The sequence below is a fragment of the Paenibacillus glycanilyticus genome (assembly GCF_051200795.1).
Lineage (GTDB): Bacteria > Bacillota > Bacilli > Paenibacillales > Paenibacillaceae > Pristimantibacillus > Pristimantibacillus glycanilyticus.
Genome location: NZ_CP195155.1, coordinates 6,657,517 through 6,676,198, shown reverse-complemented (window position 1 = coordinate 6,676,198; position 18,682 = coordinate 6,657,517). Strand labels below are relative to the sequence as shown.

Sequence of the window (18,682 nt, the reverse complement as noted above, 5' to 3'; positions counted from 1 at the left end):
TCATGAAAGCCCTTGTTTTTTTGATTATTGTTCATTTCGAATGACCTCAAGCAGTGAAATGGCATCTACAAGATGATTATCAAATATGCGCTTTGCGACAACCAGTAATTCTTTAATCAGCGGGTCTCTTAACGAATAGATCACCGATGTCCCATCCTTTATGCCACTAACCACATTTTTATTTCGCAAAACGGACAATTGCTGAGAAACGGCAGAACCTTCCGAACCTAAGATGCTCTGCAATTCGTTGACGTTCCGATCGCCTTCGCTAAGAACCTCGAGTATTCGAATTCTCATGGGATGGGCTAACGCTTTAAAAAAATCAGCTTTAAATTGTTGAATATTCTGATTCTGGTTCATGGAATTTACTCCTTAATAGCTTACTTTTGAATATATGAATATAATATCACATTTCAAATCATGCTTAATGGAGAAAGGTACAAGGGACCATCAATTGTTATTTGGACCTAACTGCATTATAATTACTATATTCAAATTTTTGAATATTTGATTTTAATAAAGGGAGAAGGGCGAATGCCAAGCTTTAATGCTAATGAAAAGAAAATGAGTAGACAGACAGTCATCAAGATTGGCGTTAATGCTTTGTATGAAACCGGCTCCGATTTGATTTGCAAGGTCTGTATAACAAATGGGGGCTCCTGCTGTAATGGCTGTCGGCACCTTGCAAATGGAATTGGATGTACACAGCGTAATACAAGTTGTACGGCGTGGTTATGCGGGTTTTTAAAATACCTGTTGTACGCAACAGGGCTTTTAAAGGAATGGAATGATTTTTGGAGACAGGTACCCGGGCAAGACTTTCGCGAGGATTTTACTCCAGAAGTTTTTTTCGTGAAAAAGTCGTTGCACATCGAGGGTATTCGGAAGCTAGGACAAGCTTTGGCAATCGATCTGGAGGAGCTGGCAGCAGCACATATTGCAATTGGATTCATTATAACGCTCAGGGAGAAAATAGATAAGAACATTGACCGATTGAATCAATGCAAGAATGATCCCAAAAAGCAAATCAAAATTGAAAGAAATATAAAAGTTTTATCAAGTCCTTTTCATCGTTTCCAAAAGGAACTGCGTGATTATCATCTCAATAACCCGAGCATCGAAAAAGGAGAGCGTAAATGATGGCGGATTTTCCAAATTGTCCTCAATGTAATTCGGAGTATACGTACGAAGACGGTGGATTATTTATTTGTCCGGAGTGCAGCCATGAGTGGTCGAAAGAATCTGAAGCTGAAATAAGTGAAGATCATAAGATGATCAAAGATTCTAACGGAAATGTACTAAACGATGGCGATACTGTTACTGTCATTAAAGACCTGAAAGTGAAAGGAAGTTCATCGGTTATAAAAATAGGCACAAAAGTAAAAAATATTCGCCTCGTTGAAGGCGATCATGATATTGATTGCAAAATTGACGGTTTTGGCGCGATGAAATTAAAATCGGAATTTGTAAAAAAAGTTTAAGTTTTAAAGCAATTATTCCAACCTATTTATCTTAAACTGCGAAAGGCATCCCAACGGGATGCCTTTCGCAATTTAAAACCACTTCATGTTGTGGGCATCACTCCATGACAAGACCGCCGGTAACGGGCGTGTAGGTGCCTGTTAGGAACCCCGCGCCATCTCCGGCGAGAAAAGCAATCACACCCGCTACATCCTCCGGCTCGGCGATCCGGCCAAGCGGGGTAAAGCTGCCTATGACGCGGCTCTCCTCTTCCGATATCATGAAAGTCTCATCCGACCTGACCAATCCGGGTGCCACAACATTGGCGGTGATTCCGTAGGAGCCATACTCTTGCGCGATATACCGGGCGAAGGTATCAAGGCCCCCTTTTGCCGTACCGAAAGCGATATAATGCGGGGTAGGATCCTTCCCTTCCGTGCTGGACAGATAGATGATTCGGCCGGCTTGCTGCTCCATCATTACTTTTAATACTGCCTTCGTTGGCTCAAAGACGGCTTTCAATTCGCCGGTCAATTGCCTTTCGAAGGATGCCCAGGAGAGCTCGGCAAAGCTGGTCGCCTCGGCTGATTGACTTAAGCCGCATATGAGTATATCGATTTGTCCAAAGGTATGAATGACGGTCCGGGCAAGCTGTTCCATTTGCTCCTTGCTGCGTGCATCGGCCGGAATGGCTATGGCCTCGCCGCCGTTTGCCCTGATCTCGGAGACCACCTCGGTTAAATCTCTTTCGAAATCACTTACTGCAATCTTAGCCCCTTGTTTGGCGAGCCGCATGCAAGCCGCTCTCCCGATCCCCTGGGCACCGCCTGTAACAATCGCTACTTTTCCTTGCAAGGACATGATGGGCAAGCCTCCTTAAGAGTGACTTATTCCTGCTCCAGCCCGCCGTACTGACGCGCGATTTCCAGAGCGGTCTGTTTGATCTTTGCCGCGATCGAGGCGGGCTCGAGCACCATAACATCGGTCATATAATGAAGCACGTTACGGATCAGCCAGTGCTCGCTCGAGTACGTCACTCGCACGATAAGCTGTCCGTCAGGCAGCCGTTCGATATTTTTTTCGTCGAAATGGTCCATGACGGATAGGGCAGCCGCCGCTTTAAACTGCAGGACGGCAGGAATTCTCTCGCTTGCGCCTCTTCTCTCGGGTGTATTCCACCTGTCGTTCAGCTGTTCCAGCGAATCTGTCCGTCTAGTAAAGGTGCCGGCCTGAATACTCAGTTGCCGGATACGCGTCAGCTTGAAGATGCGGTAATCCTCGCGCAAGCGGCAATAGCCGTGAAGATACCAGGAGTAGTTCTTCAGAACAAGGGCCATAGGCTCGATCTCGCGCTCCTGCTCGCCGCCGGTTCTGCTCGTATAGTGGAATCGGATCAGCTTATGGTCATTAACTGCCTGACGGAGCTGGTCGTACCGCGCTTGATCCTCTTCGCTGTTCTTCCAAGGGGTGAAATCGACCTGAATACGGTTTCCTTCACCTGTCCGGCCTTGCTCGGCCTGCGCCACCATGGCGCCAACCTTGCTAAGGAGGAGATCCATATTCGAGCGGTCGTAAGCGTTTGTTGATTCCAGACCGCGAAGCGCCGTGAAGAGAGCGGTCAGCTCATCGAAGGACAAGAGCTGCCGGTCCAGCCGGAAGCTGTCCATGATCTCATAGCCGCCCTCCATGCCGGTGTAGGAGACAATGGGAATGCCAGCCTGACCAAGCGAATCGAGATCGCGATAGATGGTGCGCAAGGAAACCTCCAGCTGCTCCGCCAGCTCCTGCGCCTGTACCCGCTTTCGATTAAGCAGCAAAATCGTAATGGCCATTAACCGTTCCAGCTTCATCGTTATCTCTCCTAAACCGGCATGCTCCAGCCTGCCGTAATATGATTAGTGTGCGGCCGCGTATTCTTCGCCTTCGGCGGGCGCCTCCATTTTGTCCTTCGACATCAGAAATGCCGCAACTAAGGCTAATGCCGCAGGAATCAGGCTCCAGGCAAAGGTCGCGCCAATAGAGCTCGACAGCCCCGCCGTTATCGTATCCAGAAGCTGAGGATCGACGGTCTGCCGGAATGCCGGATTTAGCAAGGAATGCGGATCGTTTAAATTCAAGCCAGGGGGAACCGTGCCGTTGCCAAGCGATTCGGTAAGCTTCGAGAGCATGCTGTGGCTTTGAATAATACCGAAGACCGTAATGCCAAGCGACATGCCAAGCGAACGGTTGAAGTTCAAGGTCGAGCTTGCCGCTCCTCGCTGCGCGGCAGGGAACGAATGAAGCACCGAGCTGCTTAATACCGAGAAGGAAGCGCCGATTCCGAGACCAATCAGAATCATAATTCCCGTGATGAAAAGTCGAGAAGATTCTACCGTAATTTGCGAGAGAAGAGCAAGGCCTATGAGCAGAATGGCAAGCGTTCCAATCATAATCGTCCGGTATTGCAGCTTCGTCATGAGGAATCCGCCTAGCGTTGCGGTGATAACCGAACCAACCATCATGGGCAATAGGGTCAGACCGGAGTTAGAGGCCGATCCGCCAATGACGCCCTGCACATAGATCGGAATAAAAATCGCTGCCGTCATATAAGCCGCGCCGCTAAGCATAGCAACCAGATTGCTTGTGGTGTACAGTCTGCTGCGGAATAAGCCAAACGAGATGATAGGTTCGGCCGCTTTTCTCTCGACCAGGACAAGCAGGAAGGCAAGAACGGCAAATCCGGCAAACAGACCGATAATTTGCGGAGAATCCCAGGCATAGGTTTTGCCGCCGAGCTCCAGCGCGAAGATAAAGCAGACAACAGCTCCTACGAGAAGAATGGAGCCCGCCCAGTCGATACGCTGCTTCGAGTGGGCCGCCGATTCCTTGTAGAACAGAGCAATAATCAGCAGGGCAATGAAGCCAAGCGGAAGGTTCATGTAGAAGATCCACGACCAGTTGAGGTGATCCGTAATATAGCCGCCAAGCAAAGGACCAACTACGCTGGAGAGGCCAAATACCGCACCAAACGCTCCCATCATTTTGCCGCGGTCCTTCGGGGACACCACGTCGAACAAAATCGTAAACGCAATGGATACCATCGCACCGGCTCCAACCCCTTGAACAGCCCGGTAAATGCTTAACTCGATAATCGAATGGGCCATTCCGCAGAGCGCCGAGCCGATCATAAACACAATAATCCCAAAGATAAAAAACCGCTTGCGGCCGTACATATCGGAGAGCTTGCCGAAGATCGGCATACACGCCATTTCCGCGACCATATAAGCGGTGGTGACCCAGACGAACTTATCGAGTCCCCCCATCTCTCCCACGATTGTGCCAATCGCCGTGGACACAACCGTGTTGTCCATGGATGCCATTAGAATGGCCAGCAGCAGTCCTCCAATGATGGCACCTAATTTATTCTTCATTCCATACCATTCCCTTCTTCTTCCCGAATTGATTGCTGAACAATCATCTGAGATCATCATAAGCTACCCTTGTTGACAACAGTGTGTCAGGGAAGATTGATCCGTTGGGAAATTATTTAAAATGTTTAAACAGCAAGTTTTTATATGAACTTGTGGTTATATAACCTTAAGGTTATAATAAACGATGTAGAGGAGGTTGAAGGTTGTGTTAAGCACATTCGCAATAGTCGCCGAGCCCTCGCGCCGACGCATCATGGATATGCTGCTTCGGGGAGACGCAAGCGTCTCTCAGCTAGTAGAGGCTTTGGATATGTCGCAGCCCCTCGTCTCCAAGCATTTGCGGGCGCTCCGGGAGACCGGACTGGTGAGAGTAAGAATCGTAGCCCAGCAGCGCATTTACTCGCTTGAACCGGGACCGCTTGCGGAGATCGACATGTGGCTCAGTGCTTATCGGTCCAAATGGAACCGCCATGTTGACGCCATGGATGAATATCTCAAGAAAAAGAAGCAATTACGCAAGGAGGAGGAAGAGTCATGATCATTACGGATAAAGAATATCCAAGGCTGAATAGAGACGGAGACAAATGGGTGCTCGTGCTTGTACGCACATTGGAGCATCCGATTGATGAAGTATGGGCGACGCTTACCGAGGCGGAGCAGCTTGCTTCATGGGGTCCGTTTAAACCGGAAAGAGATCTTGTTTCCGTCGGAGCCGTGCAGCTGGAGCATATCGATATGCCTGAGGCAGAGACCATGCAGGGTACGGTCCTGGAGGTAACAGCGCCGGAGCTTCTTGTATTGCAATGGGGCGATGATATTCTGCGTTGGGAGTTAAGCGGCGATAAGGAGCGGACAATTCTTGTCCTCAAGCATAGATTCATGGAGCATAAGCAAGCTCCGTCTTATGCGGCAGGCTGGCATTTATGCTTAGCCGGACTTGCGGGACGGTTGGAAGGAAAGGACATGCCATCCATGGTTGGGCATAAGGCTTATAACTTTGGTTACAAAGAGTTGTACGCGCAGTATGCGAAGCTATTGGGCATGGAGCAGGAAATAAGCGAATGAAGACCGAAAAGGCGCTACATCAGTAGCGCCTTGTGAATTTTAACGACGGCTTTTTTAATCATCGAACCATCGCCCATGCCGGGCCGGTGAACGTCATCGGGGAAAAAGACGGCATACATGCCCGGCTTTATTGCCAGCAAGTGCTCGTCGGCTTGAGGAGCGTATAACGCATAGTCGTCCTCTTCGTCATAAGGCTGGGATGGAATCATACTCTCTCGCAGCGGCGACCATCCGATCTGCTCGGAGCCTTCGATTAAATAGTGAATGTCGAGGTATTGTTCATGCTTCTCCGCAATCTGCTCCTCCTGGCTCTTTGTATCAAAGGACATGAAGTTGATATAAAGCTGGTCACCTCGCAGCTCCAGCCTGCCCTCCGGCCATTCCTTCTTCTCATTCCATTGACGCAAAGCCTGCAGGGCTTCTTCAATGACGGCATAGCCGCCGGAATGAGGATTATTCGCCCCGGATAATAAACCAAGTATCATAATAGCCTGCTCCCCTTTCTCCTTATCAGAACAGCTTGACGGCAACCGCCGCCGACGTGTTCTCCTTGTTTACGATGGATGCTTCATAGGTGCGTTTAAAATATTCGACGTACAGCACGTCAAGCAAATAGAGCTGCGCGATCTTGGCCGATAAGGACCCACCTTGCAGCGGACCTTCGTTGGCTCCGCACAACAAAGTAATGTCCGAATAGGAGGTCAACGGCGATTTGACGAAGCGGGTAATGACGATAATCGCGGCTCCCCGCTCTTTGGCTTTTTTCGCAACCTCAATAGAATCCTTGGTTGAACCGGAGTAGGAAATAATAATCGCGACATCCTTCTCGCTCATTAGAGCAGCCGACATCGCCTGCTGATGCGAATCAACGGAGCAGCCGGTCTTGTTCGTAATGCGCATGAACTTGTTGTTCGCTTCCATTGCGGTCATCAAGGACGAGCCCACTCCGTAGAAAATAAACCGGTCGGACCGGATAAGCAGATCAATCGCCCGGTTGATGCTGTCCAGCTGAATAAGCTTGAACGTTTCATTTAAAGCATTAATGTTGCTCTGAAGCGTCTTGGAGACGGCGTCCTCCAGCGTATCCTGTATTCTTACCTGGCCGGAGAGCTGCGGAATTTCATTATCCGCGGATATGCTGTGGGCAAGCGCAATTTTGAATTGCTGATAGCCTTTAAAGCCCAAGGCTTTGCAAAACCGAAAGATGCTGGCCTCCCCTACGCCGCAGCCCTCGGCCAGATCCGTAATCGACATATAGACGACGGCATCCGCATGCTCCAAAATATAATCGGCTGTTTTTTTCTCCGTGGCCGTAAACCGGTTATAGTGAGAATGAATCGTTGAGGTAATGCTGATCTCCCGCAAATGGTCCCCCCTAGCTTAGAAACAAGGATGCCGCCCCAAGCAGGCCGGCTTTATTGCCCAGCGCAGCCGGACGGATGGCAACGCCCGCGAAGCTGCTCATAATCAACGTTTTGGTTCTTGCTTCTACGCGTTCTACTAAAGGAAGCTGCTCCATTACGCCGCCGCCAACAACGATAGCCGCCGGATTGAAGATATGAATCAAGGAAGCGAGGCCAAGACTGACCTCGTCAATCCATCTATTCAAGATTCCGTCCAGCTGCTCATTGCCCTGTTGAATGAACTCGAATAACATTCTGCCGTTGACGCAGGCCGGGTCGGCCTGCCGCGCCTTGTTTACCAGAGCGGTTGTGGAAGCGAAGCTTTCATAGTAGGACGACGGATGCGTGAACATATGGCCGAACTCCGCCGCGACTCCATTCGCTCCTTTATAAAGCCGGTTGTTGATGACAATAGCGCCGCCTATGCCGGTTCCAAAGGTAAGACATAAAAAATTTGCAAGGTCTTTGCCCGCGCCGTAGCGGGCTTCGCCAAGCGCCGCCGCGTTTACGTCGTTCTCCACCTTCACCGGCACTTCAAACCGCTCGCCAACGATCTTGCTTAGCTGCATGCCGGTATAGTCCGGAATGTTGGCGTTGGCGTACACGATAGAGCCTTCCTCGGCGTTTACTTGTCCGGCCGTACTGATTGCGATGCGGTCATAACCGGTGAAGGAAGACAGCTGCTCCATCAGCCGCTTAACAACATGCGGGCCGCCCCGGGCGCTCTCCGTGGCATACTCCGTGAACCGCTCAATGTTCCCGTGCTCATCGCAAAGACCAAGCTTTGTATGGGTGCCGCCGATATCCGCCGCTAGAATCCGCATGGGATCTACTCCAGCGCTTTCAGAAAACGTTTCGTAATGTCCATCGGCCTTGTAATAGCCGAGCCAACAACAGCGGAATACGCGCCAAGGTCAAACATCCTGCGCAGCTCCTCCGGCGATGAAATGCCGCCTTCGGCAATAACGGGCACATCCAAGGTTTGCACCAGCTTGGTAATCAGTCCGAAGTCAGGGAGCACTTGGCCTTTTGTTGCTTCCGTGTAACCGCTTAACGTTGTGCCCACGCAATCGAAGCCAAGCTCGGCGGCCTGCAGCGCTTCCTCGTAGGTCGAGCAGTCCGCCATAAACAGCTGGTTCGGATACTTCGCGCGGATTTGCGGGAACAGCTCGGCGATCGTCGAGCCATCCGGTCTTACGCGGTCCGTAGCGTCCATGGCGATAAGCTCAACGCCCTCCTCGCAAAGCGCATCCACCTCTGTCATCGTTGGCGTAATGAATACGGGGCAATCCCCGTATACCTGCTTAATAATGCCGATAATCGGCAGGTTAACGCGCGTCTTAATCTCGCAGATGTCCTCCACGCTGTTCGCCCGGATGCCGGCCGCTCCGCCAAGCGAAGCGGCATAGGCCATTTTCCCCATAATAAACGGGCTGTGCAGCGGCTCTTCGGGAAGCGCCTGGCAGGAGACGACCAGCTTTCCATGTATTCGCTCAAACAAGTTATTCATGCCAATGACCTCTCTTCTCTCAATGTGTGAAGCTATTCCTTAATGGCACCGGCCGTAGCCCCGGAAGTGAAATAGCGCTGGAACAAAATAAAGATAATCAGCATGGGAACCGCGGCAACGGTAGCTCCCGCCATTTTGTAGGCAAAGTTCGGATTGAGGTCCTGCATCAGGGTTGCGGTGCCAACCATCAGAGTCTTCATGGTCTTCTCCTGACCGATCACAAGCTGCCACAGGTAATCGTTCCAAATCTGCACGAAGTTCAAAATAAACAGAGCTCCGATGCCCGGCTTGACGATAGGCAGCATGATTTGCAGGAATACCCGCCACTCCCCGGCGCCGTCGATTTTCGCTGCTTCCCTAAGCGCATCCGGCGTACTGTCGAAAAAGCCCTTGAGCAGGAACACCCCAAATGCGCCGGCTACGTTAGGCCAGATCATGCCGTGGAAGCTGTTGACCATGCCGAAATCCTGCACAATGCGGAATAAAGGGACAATCATAATTTCTTTTGGAATCATCAGGCTCGAAATAAACACGATAAAGATGATCTGCCGGCCTTTGAAGTGGATCTTCGAGAACGCGTAAGCCGCCATAGAGCCAACGGCAATGACCAGAATCGTCGTAGCTCCGGCGACAAAGATACTGTTGAACGTCCATCTTAAAGCGGGCTGGTTCCGGAAAATATCGACGTAGTTGGCGAAGGTAATGGAAGCGGGCCACCAGTCCGGCGGCATTTTCACCACATCGGAGCTGTTTTTCAAGGAGCTGGTGAACAGCCAATACAGAGGGAACAAGCTGATTACCGCAAAGAAGGTAACCAGAATATTCGACACCAGATCAAAGGGCTGCAGTTTATTTGCTTTCTTTGGTTGCGACATCGTGATTTCAACTCCTCGCTTCTACTTCTGTTTGAGCATGGCCTTTAATTGAGGGATCGACAGCAGCAAGGTGATGGCGAACATGATAACGCCAACTGCGGAAGCTATGCCAAGCTGGTTGTATTTGAACGCGTTATTGTACAAGTAATACATGAGGGTAACGGAACCGTTATTTGGCCCGCCGCCTGTGAGAAGCTGAATAACCACAAAAATCTTCAGCACGGCAATAATGTTGATGATCGTAATGTAGATCGTGGTCGGCTGAACCGAAGGGATCAGGATTTTCGTAATGACCTGCCATCTGCTGGCCCCGTCCACCTCGGCGGCTTCGAAGAGGTCCTTCGATACCCCGATCATGGAAGCGATATAAAGAATAATCGACTGACCGACGTTGCCGGCGAACGTCACGAAGATAATAACGGGCATGACCGTTTGCGTATTGCCGAGCAGATTAACCGTGCCCAGCCCTGCTTCTCTAGCGAAATAGGAGATAAGGCCATTAGCCGGATTAAGCAGGAAACTCCACACCATACTCATGACGACCATGGAGACCATGACCGGTATATAGTAACTTCCCCGGATGAAGGAAACGTACTTGGCATTTTTATCGAAGATGGCGGATGCCACAAACAGGGCAAAGCCTAAGGTTAACAGAACGATAAATACAACAAACACGACCGTATTCACGAGCGCTTTGAAAAAGACGGGATCATGAAACAACGCTGCGTAATTGTCGAAGCCTACAAAGGTTTCATTCTGGTAATTGATTTTATAAAAGCTGAGCCGGATGCCTTCCAGTATCGGATACACGAGAAAAGCAAGGAATATGAGCATTTGCGGTAAAATAAACAAATAGCCGGTAAGGTTCTCTTTCACAAAACTGTTCCGAATGCGCATGGTGGCTGCCTTTCCGATTAGCGGCTCTTCCTGCTTCCCCGAAGACGAAGAGCCGCTGATCCTGTTTATTTGTCTAACCTAGCTATTTCTTATAGATGACCGAGTTTTCTTTGTTGGACTGAATAACCTTATTGCCGTTTGTTACATAATCTTTAATGGCTTGCTCAGGCGTTTTTGCTCCCATGTACAAAGCCTGCAGCTCCGGATAAAGCGCCTCGCGCAGTTGGCTGTAGCCCGGAACGTTGCCGCTGAAGTTGAAAATGTATTTGGAGTTCGCATCGTAGGCCGCAAAGAACGGATTCTCGCCGCTCAGCTCTTTAATAACCGATGCGCGCACCGGAATGCCGTTTTTCGACGATTTCACGAGCTCCGGATCGCTGGAGAAGAACTTCACGAAGTCTTTGGCCACTTCGGTTTTCTTCGGATCCTTGGATTGGAATACGCTTGCGCCAACGACGTAAGTGAAGGTCAGCGGGTCGCCGCTTTCCGAAGGGATATTCGCCAGTCTGATATCGAACTTAGGAGAAGTGCCGCTTGCCATATTGGCTTTAATGCCGTTGAACAGAACCGGATTCGTAAAGCTGATGGCGAGCTGCTGGTTTTGGAACATGGCGTTTGCGTCATTGGAGGAGACGGATTCTGCGCCCGGATTCGTATATTTGGCGTCGTAGATTTTCTTTAGCCAAGCTGCCGATTTAACGCCGTTCTCGCCAAGCACGATATTGCCGTCTTTATCGAAGAAGTCCAAGCCAAACATTCTCAGGTAAGACAGGTTCCAGGTATCCCCCTGGTTGTTGACGGCAAACAGTGCCATCGGGTAAGCGTTGGAGTATTTGTCTTTAGGAAGCTTGGTTTTGAGACCCTCAAGAATTTGCTCGTATTCGGCAAGCGTCCAGGTCTTGATCTCGTTCTCTCCGCCGACGTACTGCTCGAGTCCGGCTGCCTTGAACATATCCGCGTTGTAGACGAGCGTTCCCGGGTTGTTCTGGAACGGGTAGAAGTAAATATCGTCGCCAAACGTCACCATGTCCCAGTAGTTCTGGGCGATATCGCTCTTCGCATTGTCGTCGATGATGTCGGTAAGCGGCTCAAGCGCGCCGCGATGCACGTAGTCGCCCATGGCGAAGGTGCTTTCGAAGAAGACGTTTGGAGCAGTTCCGCCGTTCAGGTTGACATTCAGCAGCTGGTCCCGCTGATCGCCGGCGACGACTTCCACTTTAATGTCAGCGTCATATTTGTCGTATTGCTCGGTAAATTTCTTGGCTGCGTATTTCAGGAAGCTGTCGTAATCTGCGCCTTGCTCGGTTGCATCCAGCACGCCTTTCCATTGCGGGGTCAGCCATACGTTAATCGCGACCTTTTCTTTGCCTTTCGAATTACCGCCGCCGTTTGCGCTTGAACCTTCGTTATTGGCATTGCCGGAGCATCCGGCGAGTAAAGCCATAATCGTTACTGCGGTAATGCCCATGGACCATTTCTTCATCTTTAACCGCTCCCTTTTCGTGTTAGGATCTGATCTGGCAGTGGACTTTTCTAGCGAACAAAATCGGCAATGGCCTTATCGATACTCGCGACAATCAGCTGGATCTTCTCTCCGTCATTGCCGCTGAGGTTCTCGAGCGGGGCACGAACGCCGCCAATGTCTACCCCTCTTGCGCGAAGCACTTCCTTGATGCCGGCATACATCGAGCCGTTTAAGGAACAAAGCGCAATGATGATGTCGTTGATCGCGCTTTGAAGACGCGTTGCTTCTTCCAGCTTGCCTTCCCGCAGCAGAACGTTGGCTTCCAGGAACAGCTCCGGCATAGCGGCATAAGTGCCGCCGATTCCGCCTTGCGCTCCCATGATGCGGCCAGCCACGAATTGCTCGTCCGGACCGTTAAAGACGATGACGCGGTCGCCACCGGCGGATTTGAAACGCTCGATGTCGAGGGCCGGCATAGACGAGTTCTTTACTCCAATAACCTTGTCGCTTGCAAGCAGCTTGCGGAATACGGCAGGCGTTAACTGGTAGCCGGTCGTCTGCGGAATGTTATAAATAATGAACGGAAGCGGGGTTGCATCGATAATGTCGTTCCAATAACGAATGACCGCGCTGTCCGGCAGTTTGAAATAAATCGGCGGTATAGCGGAAAGAGCGTCGTAACCCAGCTCTGCGGCATGTTTCGCCAGCTCGATGCTGTCTCTGGTCGACGGAGCTCCAACGTGAGCGATAAGCGTCATCTTGCCGTTCAGGCTTTCCGCTGCATAGGAGAGTACCGCTTTCCTCTCTTCGATACTTTGGTAAATGCACTCGCCCGAGCTTCCCCCTACGTACACGCCTTGTACCTTCTTGGCTGACAGATAGGAAGCAAGTTGTCCGGTACGGTCTTTCGAGATGTTTCCGTCATTGTCATAGCAGGCGTAAAAAGCCGGAATGATCCCATGAAATTTTTGCAGGCTCACGGTTAGTCCCCCTATTGTTCTAGAAGTAATTGGAGGATTATTTTCTCGCCCGGTGGAGGACTGAAAATAATTTTCTCCCTTTTGGAACACAGCGTTCCGATCGTTGGTTTGAACTGCGGTAAGGACTGCCGGCTGTCCTTAGCTAACGTTTTAACACAAAAAATCAGCTTTGCCTGCGGTTTCGGGCGATGAGGTAAAAAATGAACCTTGGGGTGTAAAAAGAGAGGTATCTCTGTGGGAAGCGCTTCCAAAATGGTTGAAAAGAAAAAAGCCCCGCCGTTTGGACGAGACTTTCAGAGGTTGTTGGTTAACGCGGGGAGTCGGAAATCGCTTTGGCGGCAGGGAACCGAAGGATTACCTTTGTGCCTTCTCCGGGCTGGCTTTCAATCGCGATTCCGTATCCGTCGCCGTAATAATAGCGGATGCGGTCCTGCACGTTTTTAACGCCGATATGCGTGCTGCCAAGCGTGTCCTCGGCGGCTTCGTTCAAGCGTTGACGGAGCTTTGCGAAATCCTCCTCCGTCATGCCGGCACCGTTATCCGCGACTTCGATATGCAGGGCTTGCCCGGAGACAAAAGCGGCTATTTCAAGGCTGCCCTGGCCGCTTTTACGCTCCAGGCCGTGAACGATGGCGTTCTCCACAATCGGCTGCAGCGAGAAATGCAGAACCGGAAGCATTTCGGCGCCGGGCTCGATTTTTTCCGAATAGCTGATTTTGTCGCCAAAACGCATTTGCTGCACCTTCACGTACAGCCGGGTATGCTCCAGCTCCTCCCGCAGGCTTACGATATCCTTGCCGGTCTGAATATGAATGCGGAACAGCCGGCCAAGCAGACCCACCATATCCGCAATATCCCGCTGCCCCGCAATGATGGCTTTCATCTGGATCGACTCAAGCGCATTGGCCAGGAAATGCGGGTTGATCTGGCTTTTTAGCGCTCCGTATTGCGCAACCTTCTGCTGGGCCAGCGTCATGGAAGACCGTTCGATATGCTCCTGCAGATCCTCGACCATTTTGCGAATACCTTTATAGAGAACGCCGAACTCATCCTGCCGCTGCGTGCTGAGATCGACGTCGAACTTGCCAAGGCCAACCGCCCTGACCTGCTTGCTGAGCTGAATAATCGGCTTGGTGACGCGCTTCGAGAGCATAATCATGAACAGCAGCGCGGTAACGAGGGAGCATAAAGCGCCCCACAGCAAGATTTTGCGGAACATGGCCGCATCCTTCGTCATGTTTTGCTCATCCATGTACTGAATAACCTTCCAGCCGGAGAAAGGCGAGGTAATAAAGTTCAGGTAAGAAGGGACGCCGTTCATGGTGGAGTAATAGTTCCCCGCGTGCGCCTGCAGCTTCGCTTGACTGCCCGGCTGTCCAAGATCCTTCAGCAGCTGCTCCTGATTAGGGTCAGAGGAATAGACGATGCCGCCCTCGTCATCGAGAATAAGAAAATTACGGTTCGTATTCTCGGACAAGCTTAAGATCTCGCGAAGGGAATCAAGCCGGATATCGACAAGGATGACGGCAAGATTGGTTCGGGTTCCCGTCTTGTTGATGACCCGGGCGATCGAAATGACCGATTCGGAAGAATTCGTCCGCAGAAAAGGGGTATGCGCGCCAAATAAAACCGCCTTGCCTTGCGAATGGAGCGTTTTCTTATACCATTCCTGGTTGAAGACATCATCCGTGTTATAGTCGGATTGATTAAAGTCCGCCGAATAGAAGATCCGACCTCCGGCAAATACCTGCACGCTATCGACGTTCTTAACCGTAAGCTCAATCCGGCTAATAAATTGTTCGATGACGCCGCCGTATTTGATGCTGATATCGCTTGGATCCGTATCCTTGTTCTCCGACCAATGGACAAGCGAGCTTTGCAGCTGGCTGTCGAGCTGGGCGGTAAGCGTGCCGGTCTCGATGCTTTGCAGGTACTGGTCGATATTGAAGGACAGATTGTTCAGGATAAGGTTGGCGCTGTTCTGGTATTCGTTTTTTACCGTTTGAAGCGAGAACAGGTACACGATGCCCGACATGATCGTCAGCGGAAGGGTAATAATGCAAATCATAAGGATGAAAATTTGATGATTGACGCGCAATTGTCTGAACCTGCCCAAGCTTCTCACCGCCTTTACGACCTAAATATAGCACTGTTTATAAGATTTGCTACTGCAATGATAATATAGACGAGATGACGTAAAAAAAGGGGAATGTCAGGTAAAAACCGGGGGATTCTCCCCCTTTTTCAAATAAATTATGCTTAAACGGCAGGAGACGAGCAAGCTGCAGCTGCTTGTCTTCAATCAGGAGCAGGGGGAATAGAAATGGCAGCACGGACCAAGAAGGCAGCAATGCTGATGACCATCTTGTTAGTTATGCTTACGGCAGCCTGCAGTTCCAACAACAATGCGCCAGGCAACAAGACAACCAGCGAACCGCAGAATACCGCATCGGGCGGCAGTGAAGCAACACCGGCAGCAAAGCCCGTTGAGATTACATGGTGGAACTTTCCCAACTTCCAGGCTTTAGACGGTGAGGTTGGCAAGTACGAGAAAGAAATGATTGCCGCATTCAACCAGAAACACCCGGAAATTAAAGTGAATCTCGAGATGATTACATTCGACGGAGGGCCGGAGAAGCTGAACGTGGCGATTGCCTCCAACTCGGCTCCCGATGTCATCTATGACGCTCCCGGACGTATCATCGACTGGGGCAAAAAAGGACTGCTCGCACCGCTCGACGACATGATCCCGCAGGAGGTGCGCAGCGATATTCCGGATGCGTTCTGGAAGCAGTCCATGGTAGGCGACAAAACGGTTATGTACCCGATTAACACGGCTCCGTTCATGATGGCCGTAAACAAAACGGTATTCGAGAAAATAGGCGCCCTCGATCTACTTCCGCTGGACCGCAAGGACCGCGTATGGAGCTTTGACGAGTATAAGGCTGCGCTGCAAGCGGTGAAAGAGAAGGCACCGGACGTTATTCCATCCGTCTTCTTCGCCAAGAGCCAAGCGGGCGATCAAGGCACGCGGGCGTATATTGCGAATCTTGGGTTGTCGTCTTTCCTGAAGGATGATCTCTCCGCCATTGCGATTAATACCGATCAAGCCGGCGCGGCGCTGGACTGGATTGCCCAAGCCCAGAAGGATAAGCTGGTCATTTCGGGCTCGGCTGCTCTCGCGGCCTCCGATGTCAACGATTTGTTCCTGCAAGGTAAAGTGGCCTTCTCCATCAACTACTCGGCCGTATTGAAAGCGCAGAACTCGACGCTCAAAAAAGCGGAGTTTGAAGAAGCGCTGCTGCCGTTCCCAACGCTGGACGGATCAGCGCCTAAGCTGGAGCCCTATTTGGGAGGCATGGCGATCTTCAACAACGGCGACGATGCGAAGATTGCGGCCGCAAAAACGTTTATCGATTTTGTAGCCAATGACGAAGTATACGGCAAGAAAAATCTGATCCAGACCGGCGGCTTGTCCGTTCGCAATTCGGTTACGGGCCTGTACGACGACGAGGAATATGCTTACTCGGAGCTTGCCCGCCAGTTCATTACGGCACCTCCGACCATTGCGGACGGCTATGCGGAAATCCGCACGTACTGGTTCCCGGCGCTGCAAAGCGTTCTGCTAGGCCAGCAGACCGGCAAAGAGGCATTGGACAGCTTTGCGAAAAGCGCCGACGAAGCGATTGCGAAGGCCAAAGCCCAGCTGAAATAGGAAAGCGTACTACACTGAGCAGCGCATAGGCTGAACGACATAGAAGCCAAGCTTGCACCGGCTTATATGCGCCTCTGCGCTGCTCTTTTTTTCAGAAAGAAAGGAGAGACGCATTATGCTTCTGACGGCTCTAAAATCCAAACGCTTATTATGGCGCGAATGGCTGGCCAGTTATTTATTCTTGCTTCCCGCTCTTGCCTTCTTCCTGCTGTTCGTCGCTTATCCGATGCTCAGAGGCGCTTATATCAGCTTGTTCGACTACAGTCTGAACCGATTCGAATTCATTGGCCTCCGCAATTATGCCGATCTGTTCCGGGATAAGACGTTTCTGAAATCGATGAAGAACACGATTCTTATCGTTCTTGTTACCGTTCCGGCGGTTATTGCCTTTTCAATCTTTGTATCCAACACGATTTACCGGAAAAGCGAGCTCGCGAGATCCTTTTTCCGGGGTGTGTTCTACTTGCCGGCGGTATCCTCGGTTGTCAGCATCACCGTCGTATGGGCCTCTATCTATGACCCGAATTACGGCATTCTGAACTATGTAACCAGCCTGTTTGGCGCGGAGCCCATTGCCTGGCTGGGCGATCTGCGAACGGCGTTATTCGCGATTATCGCGGTGCTTGTGACGACCTCCGTCGGCCAGCCGATTATTCTGTACGTAGCCGCTTTGGGGAATATTCCAACCTCTTATATCGAAGCCGCTCAAATTGACCGGGCCACCCCGGGACAAATTTTCCGGAAGATCATATGGCCGATGCTGATGCCAACCAATCTGTACATTATCGTTATCACGACGATTAATACGTTCCAGACCTTTGCGATTGTCCAGCTCCTTACCGCTGGGGGGCCGCTTAACGCCACTTCGACCGTCATGTACGGCGTGTACGAGAAAGCGTTTATGCTGGGGTCGTTTGGCGTAGCAGCCGCGATGGGCATGATTCTGGCGGTTGTCATTGGCATCATTTCGCTCATTCAGTTCAAATTTCTGGGCAGCGACGTCGAGTACTAGGAGGAGAGCTTATGCATGCATCCATGCCGTTTCGAAAAAAACCAAAAAAGCTGATTTCGAATATCATGCTTCTCGCGGTGGCCTTGTTTTTTATCTTTCCCTTTTATTGGATCGTAACCGGCGCCTTCAAGGTGCAAAATGTGGCAGTGGCTATCCCGCCGGAATGGTTCCCGCACGCTCCAACGCTCGAGAATTTCACGGTTCTGTTCAAAAATCCCGTCTGGCGCTGGACCTTCAACAGCTTCTTTGTTGCCGCGGCAGAGATGGCGGGCGTATGCCTCGTAGCCTCTATGGCGGGTTATGTGCTGGCAAAAAAGCAGTTTCCCGGACGAAAAATCATTTTTACGTTATTTGTTGCAGCCATGGCTTTGCCTAAGCAGGTTATTCTGGTCCCGCTATTCACGATGATTGCCGACTTCGGCTGGATCGACCATTATAAAGCGTTAATTCTTCCCGCGATCGGCTGGCCCTTTGGCATATTTCTCGTTAAACAGTTCGCGCAGACCTTGCCCGGAGAGCTGCTCGAGGCGGCCAAGGTGGACGGCTGCTCCGAGCTGAGGCTTTATTACAGCATCGTGCTTCCGCTGCTCAAGCCCGCGCTGGGGGCGCTTGCGATCTTTACCTTCATCAACGCCTGGAATGATTATTTCAGCCAGCTCATTATGATCCGCTCTACCCCTATGATGACGCTGCCGCTCGGCGTCGCAACGCTGAAGGGAGAATATACGACGCCGTACGGCGTGTTGATGGCTGGCGCGGCCTTCGCTTCGCTCCCGATGATTGTGATCTTCCTATTATTTCAGAAAGCCTTCACGCAGGGCATTACGATGGGGGCTGTGAAAGGCTGAAAAATGGCGATGTCAGGATAACCCTGCATCGCCATTTTCTA

Annotated in this window: 20 protein-coding genes; 7 read left to right on the top strand and 13 right to left on the bottom strand. The window is 51.0% G+C overall.

Translation table 11 applies throughout. The annotated features are described in order from the left end of the window. Positions 1-24 precede the first annotated feature (24 nt). The gene (locus tag ACR9FF_RS30190) at positions 25-360 is read right to left on the bottom strand and encodes an ArsR/SmtB family transcription factor (protein WP_127494716.1); all 336 of its coding nucleotides are present in this window, start codon (positions 358-360) and stop codon (positions 25-27) included. A 174-nt stretch (positions 361-534) separates the two neighbouring features. Between ACR9FF_RS30190 and ACR9FF_RS30185 the strand changes: the two genes are divergently transcribed. Then, positions 535-1,140: a hypothetical protein gene (locus tag ACR9FF_RS30185; RefSeq protein ID WP_435167994.1), complete on the top strand. Its 606-nt coding sequence runs from the start codon at positions 535-537 to the stop codon at positions 1,138-1,140. Continuing rightward, a complete protein-coding gene (locus ACR9FF_RS30180; protein WP_201003195.1) occupies positions 1,140-1,481 on the top strand; it encodes a zinc ribbon domain-containing protein YjdM in 342 nt (113 codons plus the stop codon). Before ACR9FF_RS30185 ends, ACR9FF_RS30180 begins: the two co-directional genes overlap by 1 nt. Before the next feature lie 97 nt (positions 1,482-1,578). On the opposite strand, the gene ACR9FF_RS30175 is transcribed toward ACR9FF_RS30180, so the two are convergent. From ACR9FF_RS30175 to ACR9FF_RS30165, 3 genes are read right to left on the bottom strand one after another with little or no spacing between them, the layout of a single operon-like run. After that, positions 1,579-2,322 carry an SDR family NAD(P)-dependent oxidoreductase gene (locus tag ACR9FF_RS30175; protein ID WP_435167991.1) on the bottom strand — a complete coding sequence of 248 codons (744 nt, stop codon included), beginning with the start codon at positions 2,320-2,322 and terminating at the stop codon, positions 1,579-1,581. A gap of 26 nt (positions 2,323-2,348) precedes the next feature. Then, on the bottom strand, positions 2,349-3,311 hold the full coding sequence (locus ACR9FF_RS30170) for a helix-turn-helix transcriptional regulator (protein ID WP_435167988.1): 963 nt from the start codon (positions 3,309-3,311) through the stop codon (positions 2,349-2,351). 45 nt (positions 3,312-3,356) lie between these two features. Then, the gene (locus tag ACR9FF_RS30165; protein ID WP_201003053.1) at positions 3,357-4,871 is read right to left on the bottom strand and encodes an MDR family MFS transporter; all 1,515 of its coding nucleotides are present in this window, start codon (positions 4,869-4,871) and stop codon (positions 3,357-3,359) included. A gap of 205 nt (positions 4,872-5,076) precedes the next feature. Here ACR9FF_RS30165 and ACR9FF_RS30160 point away from each other — a divergent pair, with 205 nt between their 5' ends. Continuing rightward, complete coding sequence (locus tag ACR9FF_RS30160) at positions 5,077-5,409, top strand: ArsR/SmtB family transcription factor (protein WP_116394576.1); 333 nt, start codon at positions 5,077-5,079, stop codon at positions 5,407-5,409. Further along, the gene (locus ACR9FF_RS30155) at positions 5,406-5,936 is read left to right on the top strand and encodes an SRPBCC family protein (RefSeq protein ID WP_435167983.1); all 531 of its coding nucleotides are present in this window, start codon (positions 5,406-5,408) and stop codon (positions 5,934-5,936) included. Before ACR9FF_RS30160 ends, ACR9FF_RS30155 begins: the two co-directional genes overlap by 4 nt. A gap of 14 nt (positions 5,937-5,950) precedes the next feature. Here the strand turns inward: ACR9FF_RS30155 and ACR9FF_RS30150 are convergent, their stop codons facing one another. From ACR9FF_RS30150 to ACR9FF_RS30110, 9 genes are all read right to left on the bottom strand, one after another. Then, a complete protein-coding gene (locus ACR9FF_RS30150) occupies positions 5,951-6,421 on the bottom strand; it encodes a YhcH/YjgK/YiaL family protein (RefSeq protein ID WP_435167980.1) in 471 nt (156 codons plus the stop codon). 25 nt (positions 6,422-6,446) lie between these two features. Beyond that, positions 6,447-7,301 (bottom strand): MurR/RpiR family transcriptional regulator, encoded by an 855-nt coding sequence (locus ACR9FF_RS30145; RefSeq protein WP_116394579.1) that lies wholly within the window; start codon positions 7,299-7,301, stop codon positions 6,447-6,449. A 10-nt stretch (positions 7,302-7,311) separates the two neighbouring features. Then, complete coding sequence (locus tag ACR9FF_RS30140; RefSeq protein ID WP_435167977.1) at positions 7,312-8,163, bottom strand: ROK family protein; 852 nt, start codon at positions 8,161-8,163, stop codon at positions 7,312-7,314. A gap of 5 nt (positions 8,164-8,168) precedes the next feature. Next, positions 8,169-8,849: an N-acetylmannosamine-6-phosphate 2-epimerase gene (locus ACR9FF_RS30135; protein ID WP_435167974.1), complete on the bottom strand. Its 681-nt coding sequence runs from the start codon at positions 8,847-8,849 to the stop codon at positions 8,169-8,171. Between the two features lie 32 nt (positions 8,850-8,881). Then, positions 8,882-9,724, bottom strand: coding sequence for a carbohydrate ABC transporter permease (locus ACR9FF_RS30130; RefSeq protein WP_116394582.1), 843 nt, complete (start codon positions 9,722-9,724; stop codon positions 8,882-8,884). 21 nt (positions 9,725-9,745) lie between these two features. Further along, positions 9,746-10,621 carry a carbohydrate ABC transporter permease gene (locus ACR9FF_RS30125; RefSeq protein ID WP_435167971.1) on the bottom strand — a complete coding sequence of 292 codons (876 nt, stop codon included), beginning with the start codon at positions 10,619-10,621 and terminating at the stop codon, positions 9,746-9,748. Positions 10,622-10,703: 82 nt separating this feature from the next. Beyond that, entirely contained in the window at positions 10,704-12,104 is a 1,401-nt protein-coding gene (locus ACR9FF_RS30120) for an ABC transporter substrate-binding protein (RefSeq protein ID WP_435167969.1), read from the bottom strand. A 50-nt stretch (positions 12,105-12,154) separates the two neighbouring features. Continuing rightward, positions 12,155-13,066 (bottom strand): dihydrodipicolinate synthase family protein, encoded by a 912-nt coding sequence (locus ACR9FF_RS30115; protein ID WP_435167966.1) that lies wholly within the window; start codon positions 13,064-13,066, stop codon positions 12,155-12,157. 307 nt (positions 13,067-13,373) lie between these two features. Next, on the bottom strand, positions 13,374-15,182 hold the full coding sequence (locus ACR9FF_RS30110) for a cache domain-containing sensor histidine kinase (protein WP_435167963.1): 1,809 nt from the start codon (positions 15,180-15,182) through the stop codon (positions 13,374-13,376). Positions 15,183-15,389: 207 nt separating this feature from the next. Here ACR9FF_RS30110 and ACR9FF_RS30105 point away from each other — a divergent pair, with 207 nt between their 5' ends. The 3 genes from ACR9FF_RS30105 (at position 15,390) to ACR9FF_RS30095 (ending at position 18,641) form a co-directional block, all read left to right on the top strand. Then, positions 15,390-16,781 carry an ABC transporter substrate-binding protein gene (locus ACR9FF_RS30105; RefSeq protein WP_435167960.1) on the top strand — a complete coding sequence of 464 codons (1,392 nt, stop codon included), beginning with the start codon at positions 15,390-15,392 and terminating at the stop codon, positions 16,779-16,781. A 115-nt stretch (positions 16,782-16,896) separates the two neighbouring features. Next, a complete protein-coding gene (locus tag ACR9FF_RS30100; RefSeq protein ID WP_435167957.1) occupies positions 16,897-17,793 on the top strand; it encodes a carbohydrate ABC transporter permease in 897 nt (298 codons plus the stop codon). A gap of 11 nt (positions 17,794-17,804) precedes the next feature. After that, complete coding sequence (locus ACR9FF_RS30095; protein WP_201003029.1) at positions 17,805-18,641, top strand: carbohydrate ABC transporter permease; 837 nt, start codon at positions 17,805-17,807, stop codon at positions 18,639-18,641. Positions 18,642-18,682: the final 41 nt, after the last annotated feature.

Coding starts and splice junctions, on each gene's coding strand:
- ACR9FF_RS30135 (WP_435167974.1), bottom strand. CDS start 8,849: ATGAATAACTTGTTTGAGCGAATACATGGAAAGCTGGTCGTCTCCTGC.
- ACR9FF_RS30175 (WP_435167991.1), bottom strand. CDS start 2,322: ATGTCCTTGCAAGGAAAAGTAGCGATTGTTACAGGCGGTGCCCAGGGG.
- ACR9FF_RS30180 (WP_201003195.1), top strand. CDS start 1,140: ATGGCGGATTTTCCAAATTGTCCTCAATGTAATTCGGAGTATACGTAC.
- ACR9FF_RS30185 (WP_435167994.1), top strand. CDS start 535: ATGCCAAGCTTTAATGCTAATGAAAAGAAAATGAGTAGACAGACAGTC.
- ACR9FF_RS30130 (WP_116394582.1), bottom strand. CDS start 9,724: ATGTCGCAACCAAAGAAAGCAAATAAACTGCAGCCCTTTGATCTGGTG.
- ACR9FF_RS30140 (WP_435167977.1), bottom strand. CDS start 8,163: ATGCGGATTCTAGCGGCGGATATCGGCGGCACCCATACAAAGCTTGGT.
- ACR9FF_RS30150 (WP_435167980.1), bottom strand. CDS start 6,421: ATGATACTTGGTTTATTATCCGGGGCGAATAATCCTCATTCCGGCGGC.
- ACR9FF_RS30120 (WP_435167969.1), bottom strand. CDS start 12,104: ATGAAGAAATGGTCCATGGGCATTACCGCAGTAACGATTATGGCTTTA.
- ACR9FF_RS30105 (WP_435167960.1), top strand. CDS start 15,390: ATGGCAGCACGGACCAAGAAGGCAGCAATGCTGATGACCATCTTGTTA.
- ACR9FF_RS30095 (WP_201003029.1), top strand. CDS start 17,805: ATGCATGCATCCATGCCGTTTCGAAAAAAACCAAAAAAGCTGATTTCG.
- ACR9FF_RS30190 (WP_127494716.1), bottom strand. CDS start 360: ATGAACCAGAATCAGAATATTCAACAATTTAAAGCTGATTTTTTTAAA.
- ACR9FF_RS30165 (WP_201003053.1), bottom strand. CDS start 4,871: ATGAAGAATAAATTAGGTGCCATCATTGGAGGACTGCTGCTGGCCATT.
- ACR9FF_RS30100 (WP_435167957.1), top strand. CDS start 16,897: ATGCTTCTGACGGCTCTAAAATCCAAACGCTTATTATGGCGCGAATGG.
- ACR9FF_RS30155 (WP_435167983.1), top strand. CDS start 5,406: ATGATCATTACGGATAAAGAATATCCAAGGCTGAATAGAGACGGAGAC.
- ACR9FF_RS30125 (WP_435167971.1), bottom strand. CDS start 10,621: ATGCGCATTCGGAACAGTTTTGTGAAAGAGAACCTTACCGGCTATTTG.
- ACR9FF_RS30170 (WP_435167988.1), bottom strand. CDS start 3,311: ATGAAGCTGGAACGGTTAATGGCCATTACGATTTTGCTGCTTAATCGA.